The 22,105-nt window shown below is 72.6% G+C and carries 15 protein-coding genes; 7 read left to right on the forward strand and 8 right to left on the reverse strand.

Annotated elements, in window-relative coordinates:
• Window positions 1-421 precede the first annotated feature (421 nt).
• From RLT58_RS26015 to RLT58_RS26030, 4 genes are all read left to right on the forward strand, one after another.
• Window positions 422-2,134: a carbohydrate-binding module family 20 domain-containing protein gene (locus RLT58_RS26015; RefSeq protein ID WP_311312782.1), complete on the forward strand. Its 1,713-nt coding sequence runs from the start codon at window positions 422-424 to the stop codon at window positions 2,132-2,134.
• Between the two features lie 85 nt (window positions 2,135-2,219).
• Window positions 2,220-7,544 carry a pullulanase-type alpha-1,6-glucosidase gene (gene pulA / locus RLT58_RS26020; protein WP_311312783.1) on the forward strand — a complete coding sequence of 1,775 codons (5,325 nt, stop codon included), beginning with the start codon at window positions 2,220-2,222 and terminating at the stop codon, window positions 7,542-7,544.
• A 124-nt stretch (window positions 7,545-7,668) separates the two neighbouring features.
• Complete coding sequence (locus tag RLT58_RS26025; protein ID WP_311312784.1) at window positions 7,669-9,705, forward strand: ATP-binding protein; 2,037 nt, start codon at window positions 7,669-7,671, stop codon at window positions 9,703-9,705.
• Between the two features lie 79 nt (window positions 9,706-9,784).
• Window positions 9,785-10,135, forward strand: a complete 351-nt coding sequence (locus tag RLT58_RS26030; protein WP_311312785.1) for a 5-carboxymethyl-2-hydroxymuconate Delta-isomerase — start codon at window positions 9,785-9,787, stop codon at window positions 10,133-10,135.
• A 10-nt stretch (window positions 10,136-10,145) separates the two neighbouring features.
• Here the strand turns inward: RLT58_RS26030 and RLT58_RS26035 are convergent, their stop codons facing one another.
• The 4 genes from RLT58_RS26035 to RLT58_RS26050 form a co-directional block, all read right to left on the reverse strand.
• On the reverse strand, window positions 10,146-10,868 hold the full coding sequence (locus tag RLT58_RS26035; protein WP_311312786.1) for a TetR/AcrR family transcriptional regulator: 723 nt from the start codon (window positions 10,866-10,868) through the stop codon (window positions 10,146-10,148).
• 35 nt (window positions 10,869-10,903) lie between these two features.
• Window positions 10,904-11,992 (reverse strand): PDR/VanB family oxidoreductase, encoded by a 1,089-nt coding sequence (locus RLT58_RS26040; protein ID WP_311312787.1) that lies wholly within the window; start codon window positions 11,990-11,992, stop codon window positions 10,904-10,906.
• A 2-nt stretch (window positions 11,993-11,994) separates the two neighbouring features.
• Window positions 11,995-12,900, reverse strand: coding sequence for a metal-dependent hydrolase (locus RLT58_RS26045; protein ID WP_311312788.1), 906 nt, complete (start codon window positions 12,898-12,900; stop codon window positions 11,995-11,997).
• A 78-nt stretch (window positions 12,901-12,978) separates the two neighbouring features.
• Window positions 12,979-14,925 (reverse strand): hypothetical protein, encoded by a 1,947-nt coding sequence (locus tag RLT58_RS26050; RefSeq protein ID WP_311312789.1) that lies wholly within the window; start codon window positions 14,923-14,925, stop codon window positions 12,979-12,981.
• A 126-nt stretch (window positions 14,926-15,051) separates the two neighbouring features.
• Between RLT58_RS26050 and RLT58_RS26055 the strand changes: the two genes are divergently transcribed.
• A complete protein-coding gene (locus RLT58_RS26055) occupies window positions 15,052-15,528 on the forward strand; it encodes a hypothetical protein (RefSeq protein WP_311312790.1) in 477 nt (158 codons plus the stop codon).
• Window positions 15,529-15,575: 47 nt separating this feature from the next.
• Here RLT58_RS26055 and RLT58_RS26060 read toward each other — a convergent pair whose 3' ends face one another.
• Window positions 15,576-17,051, reverse strand: a complete 1,476-nt coding sequence (locus RLT58_RS26060) for a DUF1996 domain-containing protein (RefSeq protein WP_311312791.1) — start codon at window positions 17,049-17,051, stop codon at window positions 15,576-15,578.
• 115 nt (window positions 17,052-17,166) lie between these two features.
• A complete protein-coding gene (locus tag RLT58_RS26065; RefSeq protein WP_311312792.1) occupies window positions 17,167-17,712 on the reverse strand; it encodes a carboxymuconolactone decarboxylase family protein in 546 nt (181 codons plus the stop codon).
• 71 nt (window positions 17,713-17,783) lie between these two features.
• Here RLT58_RS26065 and RLT58_RS26070 point away from each other — a divergent pair, with 71 nt between their 5' ends.
• Both RLT58_RS26070 and RLT58_RS26075 read left to right on the forward strand, forming a co-directional pair.
• Window positions 17,784-18,287: a MarR family winged helix-turn-helix transcriptional regulator gene (locus tag RLT58_RS26070; RefSeq protein WP_311312793.1), complete on the forward strand. Its 504-nt coding sequence runs from the start codon at window positions 17,784-17,786 to the stop codon at window positions 18,285-18,287.
• 144 nt (window positions 18,288-18,431) lie between these two features.
• Entirely contained in the window at window positions 18,432-20,102 is a 1,671-nt protein-coding gene (locus RLT58_RS26075; protein ID WP_311312794.1) for an alpha-L-fucosidase, read from the forward strand.
• Here RLT58_RS26075 and RLT58_RS26080 read toward each other — a convergent pair.
• Both RLT58_RS26080 and RLT58_RS26085 read right to left on the reverse strand, forming a co-directional pair.
• Window positions 20,099-20,746 carry a LuxR C-terminal-related transcriptional regulator gene (locus tag RLT58_RS26080; protein WP_311312795.1) on the reverse strand — a complete coding sequence of 216 codons (648 nt, stop codon included), beginning with the start codon at window positions 20,744-20,746 and terminating at the stop codon, window positions 20,099-20,101. The two genes, RLT58_RS26075 and RLT58_RS26080, sit on opposite strands and share 4 nt — an antisense overlap.
• Window positions 20,731-21,999 carry a sensor histidine kinase gene (locus RLT58_RS26085; RefSeq protein ID WP_311312796.1) on the reverse strand — a complete coding sequence of 423 codons (1,269 nt, stop codon included), beginning with the start codon at window positions 21,997-21,999 and terminating at the stop codon, window positions 20,731-20,733. The genes RLT58_RS26080 and RLT58_RS26085 overlap by 16 nt, the downstream gene beginning before the upstream one ends.
• Window positions 22,000-22,105: the final 106 nt, after the last annotated feature.

Here is a 22,105-nt window from a genome sequence, read left to right on the forward strand (position 1 = left end):
CTGCGGGCCGGGGTCGGGGGCGGCCACACCCGGGAGAGGCGCCGGGGGTCGGCCCGGGCGGGCCGGCGGGGAGTGTGACTCCCGGCGCCTCTCTCGTGGGTGACCGGCCCGGCCGGCCGGGCGCGTGGGGCCCGGGGTAACGGGACCCCCGGCCGACCGGACCGGAGTCGGGAGAAACGTAACAGCGCTGCAATGTCTTGCGTAAGTCCTTGCAGGAAGAAATCCTCGGTATTTCGTGGGTGTGAGCAGGATATGAGCGGGTCGTGTCCAAAGGGTTGACCACGCCCTGCCGGGCTCGTACGGTCTCCCCGCGGCAAGGTTTGCATTCTTGCAGCAAGAACCTTCAGGAGCCTTGAGGGCAGGGCGCGTTGCCGTATGAGGCTGCACGGTCACCCGCATTTCCCCCACCGCAGGAGGAAACATGGCACGCAGACCCCTGTCTGCCGCGCTCGCACTGCTCGCCGGCGCCGCCGCCCTCGTGGTCCCCGCCACGCACGCCGAGGCCGCCGCCCCGGGCGCCAAGGACGTCACCGCCGTCCTGTTCGAGTGGAAGTTCGACTCCGTCGCCCAGGCGTGCAAGGACACCCTCGGTCCCGCCGGTTACGGCTTCGTCCAGGTCTCACCGCCCCAGGAGCACATCCAGGGCGGGCAGTGGTGGACCTCGTACCAGCCGGTCAGCTACAGGATCGCCGGACGGCTCGGCGACCGCACGTCCTTCGCCCGCATGATCGGCGCCTGCCACAGCGCGGGCGTCAAGGTCGTCGCGGACTCGGTCATCAACCACATGACCAGCGGTTCGGGCACCGGCACGGGCGGCACCCCGTACACGAAGTACGACTACCCCGGGCTGTACTCCTCGTACGACATGGACGACTGCACCTCCCAGATCAGCAACTACGGCGACCGCGCCAACGTCCAGAACTGCGAGCTCGTCGGGCTCGCCGACCTGGACACCGGTGAGGACTACGTACGCGGCAGGATCGCCGGCTACCTCGACGACCTGCTCTCGCTGGGCGTCGACGGCTTCCGCATCGACGCGGCCAAGCACATGCCCGCCGGTGACCTCGCCAACATCAAGTCGCGGCTGAGCAACCCGGATGCCTACTGGAAGCAGGAGGCCATCCACGGCGCGGGCGAGGCCGTCTCGCCCGACGAGTACACCGGGAACGGGGACGTCCAGGAGTTCCGCTACGCCCGCAGTCTCAAGCAGGTCTTCAACAACGAGAACCTCGCCAACCTGAGGAACTTCGGCGAGGGATGGGGCTTCATGCCCTCCTCGAAGGCCGCGGTGTTCGTCGACAACCACGACACCGAGCGGGGCGGCGACACGCTGAACTACAAGGACGGCGCCACCTACACGCTCGCCAGCGTGTTCATGCTGGCGTGGCCCTACGGCTCGCCCGACGTCCACTCCGGCTACGAGTGGACGGACAAGGACGCCGGCCCGCCCAACGGCGGCACGGTGAACGCCTGCTACAGCGACGGCTGGAAGTGCCAGCACGCCTGGCGCGAGATCTCCTCCATGGTCGGCTTCCGCAACACCGCACGCGGTGAGGGCGTCACCGACTGGTGGGACGACGGCGGCGACCGGATCGCCTTCGGGCGCGGCTCCAAGGCCTATGTCGCGATCAACCACGAGGGCTCCTCGCTGACCCGGACGTTCCAGACCTCGCTGCCCGCCGGCGACTACTGCGACGTCCAGTCCGGCAGGGGCGTCACGGTCGACGGCTCCGGCCGGTTCACCGCGACCCTCGGTGCCGGCACCGCCCTGGCCCTGCACACCGGCGCCCGCACCTGCGGCGCAGGACCGACGGACCCGGCCGACCCCGGGACGGGCACCTCCGGTGCCTCCTTCGGCGTCAGCGCCACCACCCAGCCCGGCCAGAACATCTACGTCACCGGCGACCGGTCCGTCCTCGGCGGCTGGAACCCGGCCGCCGCACTGAAGCTGGACCCGGCCGCGTACCCCGTCTGGAAGCTCGATGTGAGCCTGCCCGCCGGTACGTCGTTCGCGTACAAGTACATCCGCAAGGACGCGAGCGGCAACGTCACCTGGGAGAGCGGTGCCAACCGCACGGCGACCGTTCCCGCCTCCGGCAAGGTGGCGCTGACGGCGGACGTCTGGCGGAACTGACCCCCCTTCCCCTGTGAGCCGGACGGGCCGGATTCCGCCCGTCCGGCTCCGCACCCGTACCCGCACCCCTTCGAGGAGAGCCCGAGTGATACGTCCGTCCCCGCGCGTGCCCGCGAGAAGAACGGCCACCGCCGTCGTCGCGGCCGCCCTGTGCGCGGCCCTCGTGCCCGCGCTGCCCGCCGCCGCGGCCAGGCCGCCCGCCGCACCGTCGGACGGCAGGCTGGCGGCCGAGGCCGCCCGGCACGATCTGACCCGTGAGCAGTTCTACTTCGTCATGCCCGACCGGTTCGCCAACGGCGACACCCGCAACGACCGCGGCGGGCTGACCGGCTCCCGGCTGGAGACCGGGTACGACCCCACCGACAAGGGGTTCTACCAGGGCGGCGACCTCAAGGGGCTGACGAGCAGGCTCGACTACATCAAGGGGCTCGGCACCACCGCGATCTGGCTCGCCCCGATCTTCAGGAACCGGCCCGTCCAGGGCACCGGCAAGGACGCGTCGGCCGGCTACCACGGCTACTGGATCACCGACTTCACCCAGGTCGACCCGCACTTCGGTACCAACGCCGACCTGACGAAGCTGATCGACAAGGCCCACGGCAAGGGCATGAAGGTCTTCTTCGACGTCATCACCAACCACACCGCCGACACCGTCGACTACGCCGAGAAGACGTACGGCTACCGGCCCAAGGGCGCCCACCCCTACCTCGACCGGGACGGCCGTCCCTTCGACGACGCGGCGGGCATGGCGAAGGTGGACGCCGACGCCTTCCCGTACAAGCCGGTGGCCGGCGGCGGCAAGACGCCGTCCTGGCTCAACGACCCCACGATGTACCACAACCGGGGTGACTCGACGTACGCCGGCGAGTCCACCACGTACGGCGACTTCTCCGGGCTCGACGACCTGTGGACCGAGCGGCCCGAGGTCGTCTCCGGCATGGAGAAGATCTACGAGAAGTGGGTCAGGGACTTCGACATCGACGGCTTCCGGATCGACACCGTCAAACACGTCGACCTGGACTTCTGGACCCAGTGGGCCACCGCGCTGGACGCCTACGCCGCGAAGCACGGGCGCAAGGACTTCTTCATGTTCGGCGAGGTCTACTCCGCCGACACCGCGATCACCTCGCCCTATGTCACCCAGGGGCGGCTGGACGCGACGCTCGACTTCCCCTTCCAGGAAGCGGCCCGCCAGTACGCCTCGCAGGGCGCCCCGGCCTCGAAGCTCGCCGCCGTCTTCGGCGACGACTACCGGTACACCACCGACAAGGCCAACGCCTACGAGCAGGTCACCTTCCTCGGCAACCACGACATGGGCCGCATCGGCACCTTCCTGAAGCAGGACAACCCGAAGGCCGGTGACGCCGAACTCCTCAAGCGCGCCCGGCTCGCCAACGAGCTGATGTTCCTCAGCCGGGGCAACCCCGTCGTCTACTACGGCGACGAGCAGGGCTTCACCGGCGCGGGCGGCGACAAGGACGCCCGCCAGACGATGTTCGCCTCCAAGACCGCCGACTACCTCGACGACGACGAGCTGGGCACCGACCGCACCCACGCCTCCGACGCCTACGACACCGGGCACCCGGTCTACCGCTCCATCGCCGCCCTCTCCGAGCTGACCCGGAAGAACCCGGCGCTGCGCGACGGGGTCCAGACCGAGCGGTACGCCGAGGGCTCCGTCTACGCCTTCTCCCGTACGGATCCCCGGCTCGGCAACGAGTACGTCGTCGCCACCAACAACGGCACCGGGGCGAGGACCGTCCAGCTGCCCACCGAGTCCGCCCGGACGGACTTCCGTACGCTGTACGGCGGTTCCGGTACGGTCCGCAGCGGCGCCGACAAGAAGATCGAGGTCACCGTCCCGGCCCTGTCGAGCATCGTGCTCCGCGCCGCCGAGCCCCTCGCCGCCCCGGCCGCCAGGCCCTCCGTCACCCTGAGGGCCCCGGCCGCCGGCGCAACCGGCACCGTCGAGCTGACCGCCGACGTGGACGGCGGCTCGCTCAACCGGGTCGTCTTCGCCGCCCAGACGGGCAACGGGAAGTGGACCACCCTCGGCACCGCCGACCACGCGCCGTACAAGGTCACCCAGACGATCCCCGCCACCACGGCGGCCGGAACACCCCTGCGGTACAAGGCCGTCGCCGTCGACCGCACCGGGCGCACCGCGAGCGCGCTCGCCTCCTCCACCGCCGGACGGGCGCCCGCCCCGGCGAAGCCCGTTGCCGTCGAGCGCGACTACGCCGTCATCCACTACCGGCGCGCCGACGGCGACTACACCGGCTGGCAGGCGCGGTCCGGCGACACCACCGCGGAGTTCGCCGGGCGCGACGCGTACGGCGCGTTCGCCTGGATCAAGGTGCCGGAGGGCGCCGAATCGGTCCCGTACACCGTCGAGAAGTCCGGCACCGCCGACGGGCCGGAGCGCGCCGTCGACCTCGCGAGGACCGGCCAGGTCTGGGTCGCACAGGGGGAGGACGGCCAGGCGGACACCGCCCCCGAAGGCGTCTACCCCGCACCGGACACCTCCAAGGCCGTCCTGCACTACTACCGGGCCGACGGTGACTACGACGGCTGGGGCCTGCACACCTGGACCGGCGCCAAGGAGCCCACCGACTGGGCCAAGCCCCTCCAGCCGGCCGGGAAGGACGCCTCCGGCCTCACCTTCGAGGTCCCGCTCACCGACGGGGCCGCCTCGCTCAGCTACATCCTGCACCGGGGCGACGAGAAGGACCTGCCCAGCGACCAGTCGCTCGACCTGGCCACGTACGGCCACGAGGTGTGGATGCTCGGCGGGACCGCCGGCTATCTGCTCCCGCAGACCGGCACCGTCCCCACTCCCGACCTCACCAAGGCCGAGGCCCAGTGGATCGACGCCGGCACCGTGGTCTGGAAGGTGAAGGCGACCGAGGCCACCAGCCAGCAGCTCGTCTACGCATCGAGCGGCGGCATCTCCGTCGTCGACGGCGCCCTGAGCGACGAGGGCCAGTGGCTGCGGCTCACCCCGTCCGCGCTGAGCGACGCGCAGAAGGCGAAGTACCCGCACCTCAAGGACTACCCGGCCTTCACCGTCGACGCCCGTGACCGGGACCGGGTCCGCGAGGCCCTGCGCGGCCAGCTGATCGCCACCCAGCGCGCCGCCAACGGCGCCCTGCTCGCTGCCACCGGGGTGCAGAGTGCCGGGGTGCTCGACGACCTCTACGGGACGCGGGCGAAGGCCGCCTCGCTCGGCCCGGTCTTCCGGCACGGCACGCCCACCCTGTCCGTGTGGGCGCCCACCGCCCGTACCGTCGCGCTCGAACTCGACGGCAGGTCCGTCCCGATGCGCCGCGACGACCGCACCGGCGTCTGGTCCGTCACCGGGAAGAAGAACTGGACCGGCAAGCCCTACCGGTACGTCGTGGACGTCTGGGCGCCCACCGTCCGCAAGATGGTCACCAACAGGGTCACCGACCCCTACTCCACCGCCCTGACCACCGACTCGGCCCGCAGCCTCGTCGTCGACCTCGACGACCGGAAGCTCGCGCCCGAGGGCTGGAGCACCCTGCGCAAGCCCGCCGCCGTGCCGCTGCGGGACGCCCAGATCCAGGAGCTCCAGATCCGCGACTTCTCCGTCGCGGACCCCACCTCCCGGCACCCCGGCGAGTACCTCGCCTTCACCGACACCCGCTCCGACGGGATGAAGCACCTCAAGCAGCTCGCCGACTCCGGCACCAGCTACGTCCATCTGCTGCCCGCCTTCGACATCGGCACCATTCCCGAGAGGAAGAAGGACCAGCAGAAGCCGGCCTGCGAGCTGTCCGTCTACGCCCCCGACTCCGCCGAGCAGCAGGCCTGCGTGGCGAAGGCCGCCGCGAAGGACGGCTTCAACTGGGGCTACGACCCGCTGCACTACACCGTGCCGGAGGGGTCGTACGCCTCCGACCCGGAGGGCACCCGGCGCACGGTCGAGTTCCGGCAGATGGTGCAGGGCCTCAACGGCGCCGGTCTGCGGACCGTCATGGACGTCGTCTACAACCACACCGTCGCCGCCGGCCAGGACGACAAGTCCGTCCTCGACCGGATCGTGCCCGGCTACTACCAGCGGCTCCTGGAGGACGGCACCGTCGCCACCTCCAGCTGCTGCGCCAACACCGCCCCCGAGAACACCATGATGGGCAAGCTCGTCGTCGACTCGATCGTCACCTGGGCCAAGGAGTACAAGGTCGACGGCTTCCGCTTCGACCTGATGGGACACCATCCCAAGGCCAACATCCTGGCCGTCCGCAAGGCCCTCGACGCCCTGACGGCAGCCAGGGACGGCGTGGACGGCAAGAAGATCATCCTGTACGGGGAGGGCTGGAACTTCGGTGAGATCGCCGACGACGCCCGCTTCGTCCAGGCCACCCAGAAGAACATGGCCGGCACCGGCATCGCCACCTTCTCCGACCGGGCCCGCGACGCCGTGCGCGGCGGCGGCCCGTTCGACGAGGACCCCGGCGTGCAGGGCTTCGCCACCGGCCTCTACACCGACCCCAACACCTCCACCGCCAACGGCACCGAGGTCGAACAGAAGGCCCGGCTGCTCCACTACCAGGACCTGATCAAGGTCGGCCTCACCGGCAACCTCGCCGACTACACCTTCACCGACAGCTCCGGCGCCACGGTCAAGGGCTCGGGCGTCGACTACAACGGAGCCCCGGCCGGCTACGCCGTGGCCCCCGGCGACGCGCTCGCCTACGCCGACGCCCACGACAACGAGACGCTGTACGACGCCCTCGCCTTCAAGCTCCCGGCGGGCACCCCGGCCGCCGACCGGGCCCGGATGCAGGTCCTGGCCATGGCGACGGCCACCCTCTCGCAGGGCCCCTCGCTCTCCCAGGCCGGCAGCGACCTGCTGCGCTCCAAGTCGCTGGACCGCAACTCCTTCGACAGCGGCGACTGGTTCAACGCGCTGCACTGGGACTGCCGCGCGGGCAACGGCTTCGGCCGGGGGCTGCCGCCCGCCGCCGACAACGAGTCCAAGTGGTCCTACGCCAGGCCGCTGCTGACCAACCCCGCGATCGGCCCCGGCTGCGCACAGATCAACGGCGCCTCGGCCGCCTACCGCGACCTGCTCACCATCCGCGCGACCGAGAAGGACTTCGCTCTCGCCACCGCCGGGCAGGTGCAGTCCCGGCTCTCCTTCCCGCTCTCCGGCAAGGACGAGACGCCGGGAGTGATCACCATGCGGCTCGGCACGCTGCTGGTGGTCCTCAACGCCACGCCCGGCACCACCACCCAGAAGGTCGCCGCGCTGGCCGGAAAGTCCTACGCCCTGCACCCCGTCCAGGCGGCGGGCGCGGATCTTACCGTCAAGCGGTCCTCGTACGAGAGGAGTTCGGGCAGCTTCACCGTTCCGGGTCGCACCGTGGCGGTGTTCTCGCTGCGCTGACCCGTAACGGGACTAACGTGTGGGAAGCCGCCGGGGAGAGCCGCACCACCGCTCTCCCGGGCGCGCCCCTCCCACACCCCACCCGGCCGGTCCCGGCCGCTCCCTCCGGTCAGCGACGGTGACGATGGCGAGCAACATCCCCGAGGAGACCAGCAGTTTCGTCGGACGGGGGGCGGAGCTGGTCGGGCTCGAACACGCCCTCGCCACCGGTCGGCTGACCACCCTCACCGGCACCGGCGGGGTCGGCAAGACCCGGCTGGCCGTCCGCGCGGCCGTACGCGCCGAGCCCGGCTACCGCGACGGCGTCCGCTGGGCCGACCTCGCCCCCCTCCACGACGACGAACTCCTCCTGGCCACCGTCTCCGACGCGGTCGGGCTCAGCGACCACACCCTGCGCATGCCCATCGACGTGCTGTGCGAATGGCTCGCCGACAAGCAGCTCCTGCTCGTCCTGGACTCCTGCGAACACCTGCGCCCGGCCTGCGCCCACCTCCTCGGCGAGATCCTCACCACCTCGCCCGGCCTCACCGTCCTGGCCACCAGCCGCCAGCCCCTGGACATCAAGGGCGAGCAGCTCGTCGAGGTGGAGCCGCTGCCCGTCGAGGGCGCCGCCGACGCGCTCACCCTCTTCCGCGAACGGGCCGGGGCCGCCGCCCCCGGCACCCCCTTCGACGAACCCGCCACCGCTGCCGCCGCCGCCGAGGTCTGCCGCCGCCTCGAAGGCATCCCGCTCGCCATCGAACTCGCCGCCGCCGCCGTGGGACGCCAGAGCGTCCAGGAGATCGCCCACCGGCTCGGCCACCGCCTCGACGTGTTCGCCGACGCCTCGCTCCGGCCGGTGCGCCACCGCACTCTGCGCACCACCATCGGCTGGTCCCACGAACTGTGCGCGCCCCTGGAACGGCTCCTCTGGGCCCGGCTCACCGTCCTGCGCGGCGACTTCGACGAGGACACGGCCGCCACGGTCTGCGCCGGCGGACCGCTCACCCGCGACGGCGTCCGGGCGGCACTGCGCGGACTGGTCGCCAAGTCCGTCGTCGTCCGCGACGGGGTACGCCACCGCATGCTGGACACCCTCCGTGAGTACGGCCGGATGTGGCTGGCCGAACTCGGCGAGGAACGCGCAGCCGCCGACCGCCACGCCGCCTGCTTCCTCCAGCTGGCCCGCAGCGCCCACGCCGGCTGGACCGGCGACGACCAGATCCTCTGGTACCACCGCATCGCCGAGTCGCACGCCGACCTGTGCGCCGCCCTCGACCACCTCCTGGCGCACGACACCGCGGCGGCCCAGGAGATGGCCGGCCGCATCGGCTTCTTCTGGTGCTGCTGCGGCCACCTCCCGCAGACCCGGGGCTACGCCCAGCGCGCCCTGGACGCCGGCCCGGCCCGGGGCCCCCACCGCACCCGCGCCCTGTGGGTCCTCGGCATCTGCCTGCTGCTCCAGGGCGACCACCGCGCCGCCGAGCGGACCGGCGAGGAGTGCACCCGGGCGGCGGCCGAGGACGGCACCGACGAGGGCGTGCTCGCCGCCGCCTATCTGCGCGGCCTCACCCATCTGATGACCGGCGAGCCGGAGAAGGGGCTGCGGGAGGCCGAGCGGGTGCTGCGCGCCACCGGGGCCGGCACCCCGCTGGAGTCGGCCTACCGGCTGCGCTGCCATCTGATCACCGTCTTCGCGCTCACCGGACTCGGCCGGCTCGACGAGGCCGGTGAGGCCGCCGCCGTCCTGCGCGCCGCCTGCGAGGCCCAGGACGAGTGCTGGACCCGCAGCTACGCCGACTACCAACTCGCCCTGATCGCCCTGCTCCAGGGCCGCGCCGAACCGGCCGCCGCGCACGCCAGGTCCATGCTGGCGGGCAAGCACCGGCTCCGCGACAGCTTCGGCATCGCCCTCGGCCTGGACATCCTGGCCGCCGCGATCGCCGCCCAGGGCGAGGGGGCCCGCGCCGCCCGCGTGTACGGCACCGGACACGTCTACTGGCGGATGGTCGGCCACCCCCAGCGCGGCACCCCCGAACTGGGCCCGCTGCGCGAGGCGTGCGAACGGCAGGCCCGCGAGGCCGTCGGCGACGCCGCGTATCTGCGCGCCTTCGAACAGGGCCGGGCGGACAGCGCGGAGGCGGGCCTCGCCCTCGCGCTGCACGGCGAACTGCTCACCTAGTGGTCCCCGGTTGTGCGTTCCGGCCGGGCGGGGGAAGGGTGGGGGCCGTCGCCCTCCCCGCCCCGACCTGGAGCCCGTCATGCCGCAGATCACCGTCGACTACTCCGCCGAGCTCGACGAGACCTTCGACCGCCCCGGTTTCGCCGGCGCGCTGCACCCGCTGATCGCCGAGACGGTCAGCACGAAGACCGCCGCCTGCAAGACGCGCTTCCGCCGGGTCGAGGAGACCGCGGTGGCGGACGCGCCCGCCGGTGACGCGATCGTGCACATCGACATCGCGCTGCTGCCCGGCCGCACCCCCGAGGTCCGGGCCCTGCTCACCGAATCCGTGCTGGAGCTGCTGGCCGCCCACATCCGGCCGGACGCCGGGCTCACCCTCCACCTCTCGGCGGAGACGCGCGACCTGGACCCCTCCTACCGCAAGCGCTGACCGCCCGGCGTCAGGGCAGCCGCTGCGGGGGCACGGCCGGTACGGCGGGCGCCAGCGAGGAGAGCCGCAGCAGCAGGTCCCCGAACGGCCCGTCCACCGGCTCCTGCGCCAGGACCCGCAGTACGATGCCGGCCATCTCCTCGTTGTACGCGGCGCTCACGGCGGCCAGCGCCGCGAAGTCGTGCACGAGCTGCATCTCCAGCTCCGCGCGCGGGATGCGCCGCCCGTCCAGCCAGATCAGGGCCGTCGACTCGGCGAGCGAGACCCAGGACCGGACGACCAACTCCAGCCGGGCGGGCGGCTCCTCGACGCCCAGATGGGCCAGGATCTGCTCGCAGGCCGCCTGGCGCACCCCGTCGATCATCGCGTTGGCCGTCGAGGAGCCCACGGCCGGGCCGCCCCGCATCAGCGCGGCGAACCCGGGCCCGTGCTCGTCCACGAAGTCGAAGAACCGGCCCATCACCCGCAACAGCCGTGCGCCCAGCGGCCCTTCGCGCGGCTCCAGGAAGCGGGTCGCCAGCTCGTCGGCCGCCCGGCGCAGCGCCGCCTCGTACAGGCTCTGCTTGCCCGGGAAGTAGTGGTAGACCAGCGGTCGCGAGATCCCGGCGGCCGCCGCGATCTCGTCGATGGACACCTCGTCCGGGGACCGGTGACTGAACAACTCCAGCGCGACACCGATCAGCTGCTGTCTGCGCTCCTCGACGCCCATCCTGCGCCGCACCCCGGTCGTCATGGGGAACAGCCTACCGACCGGTGGGTCCGGGGGAACTACAGGTCCAGCACCAGCCGTCCGCCACGGCACCGCGAGACGCAGATCAGCATCGAACCGTCCCGCTCCGCGTCCGTCAGCAGATCGTCGCGGTGCTCCACCTCGCCCTCCAGGACGCGCTGTTGGCACGTCCCGCAGAAGCCCTGCTCGCAGGAGTACGAGACATGCGGCAGCTCGGCCCGCACGGCGGCCAGCACCGACTGGTCCGCCGCGACCGGGACCGTACGGCCCGAGCGGCGCAGCTCCACCTCGAAGGGGACCGCGCCGGTCTGCTCCGCGCCCGCCGCCGAGAACCGCTCCAGATGCAGGGTGCGGCCGGGCGGGAGCGCGGCCGAGACGGCGTCCATCAGGGGCTCCGGGCCGCAGCAGTAGACCGCCGTGCCCTCGGCCGTGTCCGCGAGGGCGGCGGCGATGTCCGGGTGGCCCGCCTCGTCCTGCGGGACGACCGTGACCCGGTCGCCGTCGGTGCCCAGCTTCTCGATCTCCGCCAGGAACGGCATGGTGGCCCGGCTGCGGCCTCCGTACAGCAGCCGCCAGTCGGCGCCCTCGGCCGCGAGCCTGCGCAGCATCGGCAGGACGGGGGTGATGCCGATGCCGCCCGCGACCAGGAGGTAGGCGGGGGCGTCCGTGAGCGGGAAGCGGTTGCGCGGGCCGCGCACCTCGACCTCCCCGCCCTCGTGGAGCGCGGTGTGCACCTCGCGGGAGCCGCCGCGCCCGTCCTCGGCCAGCCGGGTCGCCACGGTGTAGGTGCCCGTGTCGGCCGGGTCGCCGCACAGCGAGTACTGGCGGACCAGGCCGGAGGGCAGCACCAGGTCCAGATGGGCCCCGGGCTCCCAGGGCGGCAGGTCCGGTCCCTCCAGGCGGAGTTGGACGACACCGTCGGCGGGGCTCGTCCGCTCGGTGACCAGCAGCCGCCGCCCGGTGGTGGAACGGCGCTGCGACCGGCCCGATATGGGCTCGTCCAGCGCGGGCAGCGGCCACAGCGGGGACTTCTCGATGCGCCGGCGCATCGCCCGCCGGGCGAGCAGCGCGGCACCGGCGACCGCGGCGACGGTACGCAGACGGGGCAGGGGAAGGGAACGCGGCATGGTCAACGGGCTTCCGTCGTACGGGCCTCGGCCGCGACCGCGGCGGGCGAGCGGGTGAGGTAGTCGACGGCCTGCGCCGTGCTGCCCTCCTGCGAGGGGTGGTACGAGCGGCTGAGATAGCGCGGGATGGACCGCAGCATCGACGGGGTGCTCGGCAGGGTGCCGTGCCGGCCGCTGCGGTAGAACTGCCCGAAGGACGCCTTGCCGTCCAGCAGGCTCGGATCGTTCTCCATGAAGAAGCGGGCGCCGCGCTGCCAGAGGAAGGCCAGTGCGGAGAACGCCGTCGCCCAGGTCCGCACCCGCCGCCGGTACCCGCCGTCGACATGCATGAACACGTCGAAGGCGACCGAGCGGTGCTCGACCTCCTCCGCGCCGTGCCAGCGCAGCAGGTCCAGCATGGTGGGGTCGGCGCCGCGCCGGTCCAGTTCGTCGGCGTTCAGGATCCAGTCGCCGAGGAAGGCGGTGTAGTGCTCGATCGCCGCGATCGTCGCCACCCGCTCCATCAGCCACCACTTGCGGGCCCGGCCCGGCGGCAGCGTCCGGTCGCCGAGCAGCTTCTCGAAGAGCCAGTCGACCTGCGCGGTGTACGGGGTCGGGTCGAGGCCCTGCTCCTTGAGGTGCGGGAGCACGTCGTCGTGGGCCTGGGAGTGCATCGCCTCCTGGCCGATGAACCCGATGACGTCCTGCCGCAGCTCCTCGTCATGGATGTACGGGAGCACCTGGCGGTAGACGTGGATGAACCAGCGTTCCCCGGCCGGGAGCAGGAGGTGGAGCACATTGATGGTGTGCGTGGTGAACGGGTCGCCCGGCACCCAGTGCAGGGGGGTCCGGTCCCAGGCGAAGGAGACCCGCCGGGCCTTGAGGGGGGTCCGCTCCGACGCGACCGCCGCTGGCTGCGTGTTAGACATGTTGTCAATGTACTGAGGGGTAAGCCCGGGGAACAGGGGCGGGAGACGAATTCCTGAGTCCGTTCCCGCCCGGGGCGCTCAGCGCAGTGCGCCGACCCGACTGCCGTCCGTCAGCCGTCCGTTCAGCCGGGCCCGGTCGCCCGCCCGGGCCGGCACCGCCAGCAGCCGCCCCTGCGCCCGGCCGCTCACCCCGCCCGATGTGGTCAGCGACGCGAACTGCTCGCTGCCCGCCGCGAGGACGTACCACCGCCCGGCGTGCGACTTCCACAGCACACCGGCCAGCACCCGGGGCGTACGCGTCCCGCACGCCGGGGAGTCCTCGGCCCGCGCCGCGACCGCCCCGGGCGGCCGGCTCCCCGACGGCCGCGCGGACGGGGCCTGGAACTGGGCGAGGACCCGGCTCCCGGTGCCCCGCCAGGTCTCCGCCCGGGTGCACAGCCACTGGGCGGCGCCGTTGCCCTCGGGCAGCGGCTGGGTCGCGTACATCCAGGAGTTCACCGACCGCACCCCGTGCGAGCGCACCGCCGGCAGCAGACAGGCGGTCCGTGCCCAGCTGTCCAGCTCCGCCCGGCCCGCGACGTCGTGCGGCTTCGCCGGGGGACCCGAGGTCAGCCGGGCCGGGGCGAGCTCGCCCAGATCCGTCAGCAGCCGCACCGCCGTGCCGTCCGCCAGCTCGACGGCGTCCCAGGTCCGGCAGCCGGGCGCGGTCGCCGGGCTGGTCAGCGCCTCGCTCACCCCGTCGGGGGAGCGGCGCAGCGTGCGCGGCGCCCGGTCCGGCGCCAGCAGGTCCCGCACCCGCAGGCTCCGCACCCAGGGTGCCGTCAGATAGCGCACCCTGCCCTCCGCGCGGTCCACCACCAGCGCCCCCGACGACGCGGTGTCCGCCCCGTCGACCCGGGCGAAGTCCAGCACCGCCCCCTGCGACGGGTCGGCGTTGCGGGGCTCCGCGTACCGCACGACCCGCAGCCCGTCGTAGAACAGCACCACCGCGGACGCGCCCACCTCGCCCGCGTACAGCAGCTGCGGCGGGCCCATCGGCGGCCCCGCCGGCGTCCGGGGCGTCGCCGACGTCCGCACCCCGGGACCCGGCCGTGCCCACACCGCCAGCGCCCGCCCCAGCAGCCGGGTGTCCTGCGTGCGGTCGCCGCGCGTGGGCCAGGCCGTGAAGTCGGAACGCGGCGAGCGCTGCCAGAACGTCGCCGGCACCACCCGCAGCGCCGCCGGGTCCAGCGCCGCTTCGGACGCCGGATTGCGCGTGTACAGCGGAGCCGACAGCGCGTCGCGCCCCCAGCCGTCGCCCGGCAGCACCAGCAGTGCCCCGCACACCAGCAGCGCGGCGGCGCCCGCCAGCGCGGCCCTGCCATGTCTGCGGCGGCGCGGCAGATCCGGCGGCCGGGCCTGGAGCGAGCAGGGGTCGAACTCGGGCGAGGCCAGCAGCGCGTACGGGGCGCACACCCCGTCCGCCTCCGTCAGGGCGGCATGCGGATCGGCCACCCCGGCTGCGGCCAGCTCCCGCCGGACCTCCCCGTCGGCCAGCCCCTCCAGGCCGCGCAGGACGAACGCGGCGCGCGCCCCGCCGCTGACCGCCGACAGCCGCTGCGCCAGGGCGAGTTCGTCCGCGCCGCCCGAGTGCGGGAGCAGCCGCAGCCCCCAGGCCAGCGGCAGCACGGGCGGCAGCTGGGCGCGGCGCGGCCAGAACCGCAGCCGGCGAGGCCGCCCCGCCGCGAGCGCCCCGCGCAGCACCTGCCGTCGTACGTACGCGTAGCCGGGGGACGCCGGGGCGGTGCGGGCGGCATGGCGGGGCTGGGGGACGCCGGCGGCCGTGGCCCGGCTGCGGTGCGCCGACTGCAGGGACCGCTGGGCCAGGGCATGGGCGGTGAGCACGCGCCGGCTGCGGCTCAGGGACGGTGGCAGGACCAGATAGCCGAACCTGACCAGGCGCGGGTAGTGCTCGACGAGCGCGGCCTCGGCCTGCTCCGCATCGACCGGGGCGGCGGCTGACGGTACCTCTGACAGTGGGCGCACATTCAGCAGAACGAGCGAATCGTGCGATGGTCACTCCGGCCGGGCCCCGGCGGCCGCGTCCACCGGCCCGGTACGGCCTTCCCCGTTCGGCCGCCGCGCGGCCGGGGGAAGCGGCACGATGGCCGGATGGTGACGCGGCGCGGGACGCGAAGGATACGGGATGCGCGGCGCCTGGCCGCCGTCGTGGCCGGATGCGCGGGCCTGGTCCTGCTGACGGCGTGCTCGGGCGGCGGCGGGGAGAGCGCCGTACCGCCGACCGCGACCGGCACACTGGAGGAGCTCGCGGCCCAGGCGGGCTGCGAGCCCAGGATCCAGACCGACGCCCAGGAGCTGCGGCAGGCCAACTGCACCACGGAAGACGGGCGTTATGTGCTGGCCACCTTCGCCACCGACCGGGGCCAGCGCGAGTGGATCAACGAGGCGAACGACTACGGCGGCTCGTACCTGGTCGGCCGCAGGTGGGTGGCCGTCTCGGACGCCGAGGTGGTCACGGCACTGCGCGGCCGGCTCGGCGGGACGGTGGAGACCGCCTCGCCGCACCACTCGGGAAGTGGTGGCAGTGGGGGGAGCGAGGCAGGACACTCCGGTCACCGCACGAGCTGACCGCGCAGGCGGGCGGGGGCGCGGGGGAGGCGCCGAGCCACAGGGGCTCAGCGGCATGTGCGCCCGGAATTGATGCAGCTCACCACTTTCCGCATCAGCCTGGCGTCGAAGACGTTGATGAAGTCACCGTGGTCCGTGACGGGCTTGTGCAGCTGCTCCGGGAAGGAGTCGACGGCGAACCCGGGCCCCGGCGGCACGTCGTAGACGATGCGCTGGACCAGCTGCGGAATGGCCCGGAAGCCCTCGGGGCACCGCCCGTCGTCCTGGGCGAACGCCACATGGGTGCGGTGGTTGGCGCTGTCGGTGTTCTGCCCGTCCCGGCAGCTCTGGAAGGCGAAGGAGCGGACGACCTGGCTGCCCTGCGGGCAGATCGGGTACTTGTCCTTCAGCTGCCGGTCCTCGAAGCCGGTGCAGCTCCAGGAGGCGTTGGCGTTGGCGTCGCCGTTGGTGAAGGCCTTGGCGTCACCGGTGATGATGCGCAGGAAGCGCGGCATGGCCGTGACCTTGCCGGTGGGGTTCCCGGTGAACTTCAGCGTCACCTGGGCGGGCGTCTGGATCTCCCCGGTGTTCTGGTCCCTGCCCCCGCCGTCGGCGTCCGCGTCGTTCTCGTCCGCCCCGTTCTGCAGCCGGAGCACGGGCCAGTAGTACGTGGAGCGGTCGCCCTGATTGCGGCAGGTGGTGTCCCCGGCGGCCAGCTCGTCGTCGCCCGCGAAGGCGTCCGTGGCCTGGTTGCCGACGTAGTCGTGCATGTGGTGGGCGCCGTTGCTCACGCCGGGCGCGGCGATGACGTTGTCCGGGTTGAACTTCCCGTTCTCGTTGCGCCCGCACTCGGTGGTGAAGGTGCCGCGCGAGGCGCCGCGCAGCCGGGCGGGCCTGCCGGCATCGGGCTGGACGGACTGGATGTCGACGAAGTCGGAGTCCTCGGGGCCGTTGCCGCTCGGGGCCGGGTCCCGGCCGTCACCGTTGCCGTCGCCGCCGTTCCCGGGATCCTGCGAGGGGGCCTGTGACGGGTCCTGCGACGGGTCCTGCGAGGGCTCCGGCGGGTCGTCGTCGGCACGCATGCTGCACGGGGCCAGCGAACCCAGTCGCTCCGGACGCTTCGCGCTGCGCCCGATCGCGGTCGCGATGCGGTCGATGCTGGCGGTGCGCCGGGCCCTGAGCGGGCCCAGCACGGTGTTCTCGGCGAGACCGGGCTCCCGGGCCATCCGGTCCCTGCGGTCGGCGAACTCCCGGTAGGCGTCGGTGATCTGGGTGTCCATGGCGGCCAGTTCCCGGTCCACCTCCGCCCGCGCGGGTGCCGGCACCTCGGGGATCGCGTCGACCACCTCCGGGCAGTCGATGGTGGAGGCCTGGCGGACCGGCTGCTGCCAGTGCCGGCCGTGCGGGGAGCCGGCGGACCCCTCGCCCGCAGAGGCGTAGACGTTGACCGCGGCCAGCCCACCCCCGCCCAGGATCAGTGCGGCCGAGGCGATGATCGCCCGGTTGGCCAGGGTGGAGCGTTTCTTGCGCGATGTGCGTCCCATGGAACTCCTCGGACTCCTCAGGCTTCGCGGGGGAGAAGCGTGACGTTCCATACGGGTCCGGGGCGCGGCCCGTTCAACGGGCGGCTGAATTCCTGGGATTCGTGGGAGGCAAGTGTCAGGCGAACGCGGCCAGTTGGGGGTCGACGGGCGCGTCCGTCATCCGGTTGGCCAGTGTCGACATGGTGTAGGCGCCGATGCCCAGGACCACTTCCAGCGCGTTGCGGGAGGTGTGGCCGTGCGCCAGGAAGGCGTCGAGCGCGGCGTCGTCGACGGCCCCGTTGGTCGCGAGCACCGCGAGGGTGAACTGCCGTACCGCCTCCAGCCGTTCGTCCGGCAGCGGGTTCCCGTCGCGGAGTGCGGCGAGGAGGGCGGCGTCCGCGTCGAGCGCGGTGAGCCTGGCGGTGTGCATCGCCACGCAGAGGTGGCAGCCGTTGCGGGTGGCCATCGTCATGATCACGACCTCCCGGGCGAGCGGGTCCAGGGTGGTCGACTCGAAGAGCGCGCTCACCTTCAGGAAGCCGTTGAGCAGCTCCGGCGCCGAGGCGAGCCGGGTGACGCCGACGGGCAGGTAGCCCTGCTTCCGCTCCACGGCGGCCATGGTGGCGCGGGCGGCGGCGGGGGCGGATTCGAGGGTGTGGTCGGGAAAGCGGGTCACGGACATGAGGGACGCCTCTCGCGGTAAACTCGACAACGTGATTGACGAAAACGTAAACCAGGTTGTCGAGTTTCGCAATGGCTGAGCGAGGAGGTGCGGCCCCGGCACAGGCCGCGGAGGCGCCCGGCGCGGGCTTCGAGCTGCCCCTGCTGCTGTTCGCCGGATTCCGGTCGGTCATCGACGCGCTGCACCGCGAACTGGCCGAGCAGGGCCACCCCGACATGCGCCCGGCATACGGGTACGCGCTTCAGGCGGTGGGCTGGGACGGGTCGACCGCCAGTGAGATCGGCCGCCGGCTCGGCGTCTCCAAGCAGGCCGCGGGCAAGACCGTCGAGAAGCTGGAGGCCCTCGGCTACGTGGAGCGCGTCGACGATCCGCACGACGGCCGCCGCAAGCTCGTCCGGCTGTCCCCGCGCGGGGCCGACGTGCTCGCCCGGTCCGCCGAGGGCTTCGACCGGCTGCGGGCCGAGTGGGTCCGCGCGCTCGGGGCCGAGCGCGTCCGCGCCCTGGAGTCCGACCTGCGCACGATGGTCCCGGCGGACACCTTCCGGCTCGATGTCGCGGCCTGGTTCAACGGCTGACCGCAGCGGTCCGGCTTGGACTTTACGCATGAGAGATAGGACGTATGTCACGCGCACCCTTCCCGGGTGCCCCTCCTTGCGGCACCATGCACGCGTCGGTACCCAAGAGATCGGACCACTCGTGGTCGCGAATGGGAGGGAACCATGGCACGACGCACCCATGTGCTCAGCGCGCTCGCACTGGCGGCCGCCGCCGCGCTCGTCCCCGTACAGGCGACGGCGCAGCAGCCGGCGCCGCATCGTCACGCCCCGTGCGACGCGCCCGTGAGACCCGCCTCGCAGATGACGGTCGAGGCGTGCGACAGCCCGGACCGGATCATCGAGAAGGCGGCGAACACCGTCCCCACCAAGGGGCAGCTCGCCTGGCAGCAGCGCGAGGTCACCGCCTTCACGCACTTCGGGATGAACACCTTCACCGACCGCGAATGGGGCTCGGGCACCGAGGACGAGAAGCTCTTCGCCCCCGAGACCATCGACGCCGACCAGTGGATGCGCGCGTACAAGGCCGCCGGTGTCGAACAGGTCATGCTCACCGTCAAGCACCACGACGGCTTCGTCCTCTACCCCAGCCGCTACACCGACCACTCGGTCGCCCTCAGCCCCGGCAGCCCCGATGTCGTCGCCGCCTATGTGAAGGCCGCCCGCAAGGCGGGCCTGAAGGTCGGCCTCTACCTCTCACCGTCCGACGGCGCCGAACTCCCGCACGCCTGGCACGCCGAGTGGGTCGAGAAGATCCGCGCCAAGCAGGCCGAGGGGCAGCCGCTGAGCCTGCCCGAGCGCATGGCGCTGGAGGACGGCGACCGGGCCCCGGCCGGTCGGGGCCGCTTCGGCAACGGCAGCGCCGTCACCGAGCGCACCATCCCCACCCTCGTCCCCGGCGACGACCGCGCCGCCCGGGTGAAGAGCGGCAAGCTGCCCACCTTCAAGGTGAAGGCCGACGACTACGACGCGTACTACCTCAACCAGCTGTACGAGATCTTCACCCACTACGGCCCCGTCGAGGAGCTGTGGCTCGACGGCGCCAACCCCTGGTCCGGCTCCGGCATCACTCAGAAGTACGACGTCAAGCAGTGGTTCGACATGGTCAAGGCGCTGTCGCCGGACACCGTCGTCTTCCAGGGCCCGCAGGGCGTGCGCTGGGTCGGCAACGAGTCCGGGGTCGCCCGCGAGACCGAGTGGAGCGTCACCCCGCACCTCACCGACCCGTGGACCGGGCTCGGCAGCCTCCCCAACGACTCGACCGACCCCGACATCGGCTCCCGCGCCCGGCTCCTGCAACCGGACGTCCGCTACCTCCAGTGGTACCCGGCCGAGGCGGACGTCTCCAACCGCCCCGGCTGGTTCTACCACCAGGACGAACAGCCCAAGAACGCGGCCCAGTTGATGGACCTGTACGAGAAGAGCGTCGGCCGCAACGCCTCGCTCCTGCTCAACGTCCCGCCCGCCCCCGACGGCCGGATCGCCGAGGCGGACATCGCCTCACTGACCGCCTTCGGCGCCGAGGTGCGCCGGGTCTACGGCACCGACGTGCGCAGGCAGGGCCCGGGGCCGTACACCTTCGACCGGGTCGCCGTCCGGGAGGACACCCGGCACGGCCAGCGGGTGGAGAGGTTCGCCGTGGAGGCCCGGACCGGCGGGAGCTGGCACCGGATCGCCGAGGGCACCACCATCGGCCGTGAACGCATCCTGCCGCTCCCCGAAGCGGTGACCGCGTCCGCGGTCCGCGTCAAGGTGCTGGAATCCAGGGCGAAGCCGTACCTCGGCGCCACGACCCTGCACCTCGCCGGTACACCCGCCGGGGCCGACACGCCCTAGCCCCGGTCCAGATACGCGAGTACCGCGAGAACGCGGCGGTTGTCGTCGTCGGACGGCGGCAGGCCGAGCTTCCCGAAGATGTTCGAGGTGTGCTTGGCCACCGCCCGCTCCGTGATCACCATCTGCGAGGCGATCGCCGCGTTCGACCGGCCCTGGGCCATCAGCTCCATGACCTCGCGCTCCCGGGGCGTCAGCCCGCCCATCGGCTTGTCCTGGGAGCGCCGCGACAGCAGCTGCGAGATCACCTGCGGGTCCATCGCCGTGCCGCCCGCCGCGACCCGGCGCACCGCGTCGATGAACTGGTCGGCGTCGAAGACCCGGTCCTTGAGCAGATAGCCGATCGCCCCGTTGCCGTCCGCCAGCAGCTCGCGCGCGTACAACTGCTCCACGTGCTGGGACAGTACGAGCACCGGCAGACCGGGTCTCGCCTTCCGGGCCGCGAGGGCGCACTGCAGCCCCTCGTCCGTGTGGGACGGCGGAAGCCGGACGTCGACGACGGCGACGTCCGGCTGCAACTCGGCCAGGGCTCTGGTCAATTCGGGCCCGGTCTCGACGGCGGCCGCGATCTCGAAGTCGTACGCCTCCAGCATGCGGACCAGGCCGTCGCGCAGCAGGAAGAGATCTTCGGCTAGGACAACTCGCAAGGGATCTCCATGGTCACCATGGTGGGACCGCCCGCGGGGCTGCTGACGGCCATGATGCCGTCGAATGTACCGAGTCGGCGTTCGATTCCGCTCAGACCCGAGCCCGGTCCGGCCGCCGCGCCGCCCTTTCCGTTGTCCGTGACCGAGATCCTGAGCATCCCGTCGGTGTGGTGCAGATCCACCCAGATCCGGTCCGCGCCGGAGTGCTTCGCCGCGTTGGTCAGGGTCTCGCTCACCGCGAAGTACGCCGCCGACTCGACCGGGGCGTCGGCCCGCCCGTCCAGGTCCACGTCCACCTCGGACTCGATGGGCAGCCGCAGCGCCAACGCCTTGACCGCGTCCCCGAGTCCGCGCTCGGCGAGCACCGGCGGGTGGATGCCCCGCACGAGGTCGCGCAGCTCCGTCAGCGCCTCGGCCGAGGACTCCCGGGCCATCGCCAGGAGCTTCTTCGCCTGCGCCGGGTCCTTCTCGATCAGCGCCTCGATGGTGCCCAGGTTCATGCCCATGGCGACCAGCCGGGCCTGCGCCCCGTCGTGCAGATCCCGCTCGATGCGCCGCAGCTCGGAGGCGGCGGTGTCGACGGCCTCGTGCCGGGTCTCGGTCAGCCGGTCGATGCGCAGGGCCAGTTCCTGCTCCTGGGTGGGGGCCAGCACCGAGCGGGCGAGCACGAAGTGCGCCCGCAGCAGCCGCTCGCTCAGCGCCACACCGACCGCGAAGAGCGCCACCCCGAGCGCGGCGGCGGCAAGGCCCGTCGCCTGGCTGTCGACCGGCACGAACGCGTACCAGTACCGGTCGTCCGTGAAGACCCGCCACAGACCCGCCGCCAGGACGAACCCCTCCACCGGGTAGATCAGCAGCGCCGCCGCCAGGATGGACACCGTGTAGCCGGCCGTCATGTCGACCAGCATCCACCGGATGTCCCGCCAGGTCGCCGGGTCCTTCAGCATCAGTGTGGTCCGCTCCACCTGACCGGTGAAGCCGCCGCGCACGTCCTTGGGGAAGGGCCGGTACGGAACCGGGATGCGGACGTCCGACCAGGTGATCGCCAGCAGCCGGCGCTGGTTGGCGTGCTTGCGGACCGCCTCCAGCACGTACGGCGTGGTGACCAGGCCGATGCCCAGCGGAATGAAGGCGATGGAGAGCACCGCCAGCACGAACAGCGTGATCGACCCCACCGAGGAGGCGAACGACAGCACCAGCCCGCGCCCCGCGGCCAGCAGCGCGGCCCTGATCCGTCCCTGTTTCGTGGTCATTCCGGCCCCTCTTCCCCTTGCCGGGCCCTCGTGCCGGCCCCGGTCCGCTCACAGTCTCACCCGACGGGCACCGGATGCGTCAGCCGTTTCACCACCCGGCGGGGGT

The sequence above is a fragment of the Streptomyces sp. ITFR-16 genome (assembly GCF_031844705.1).
Taxonomy (GTDB): domain Bacteria; phylum Actinomycetota; class Actinomycetes; order Streptomycetales; family Streptomycetaceae; genus Streptomyces.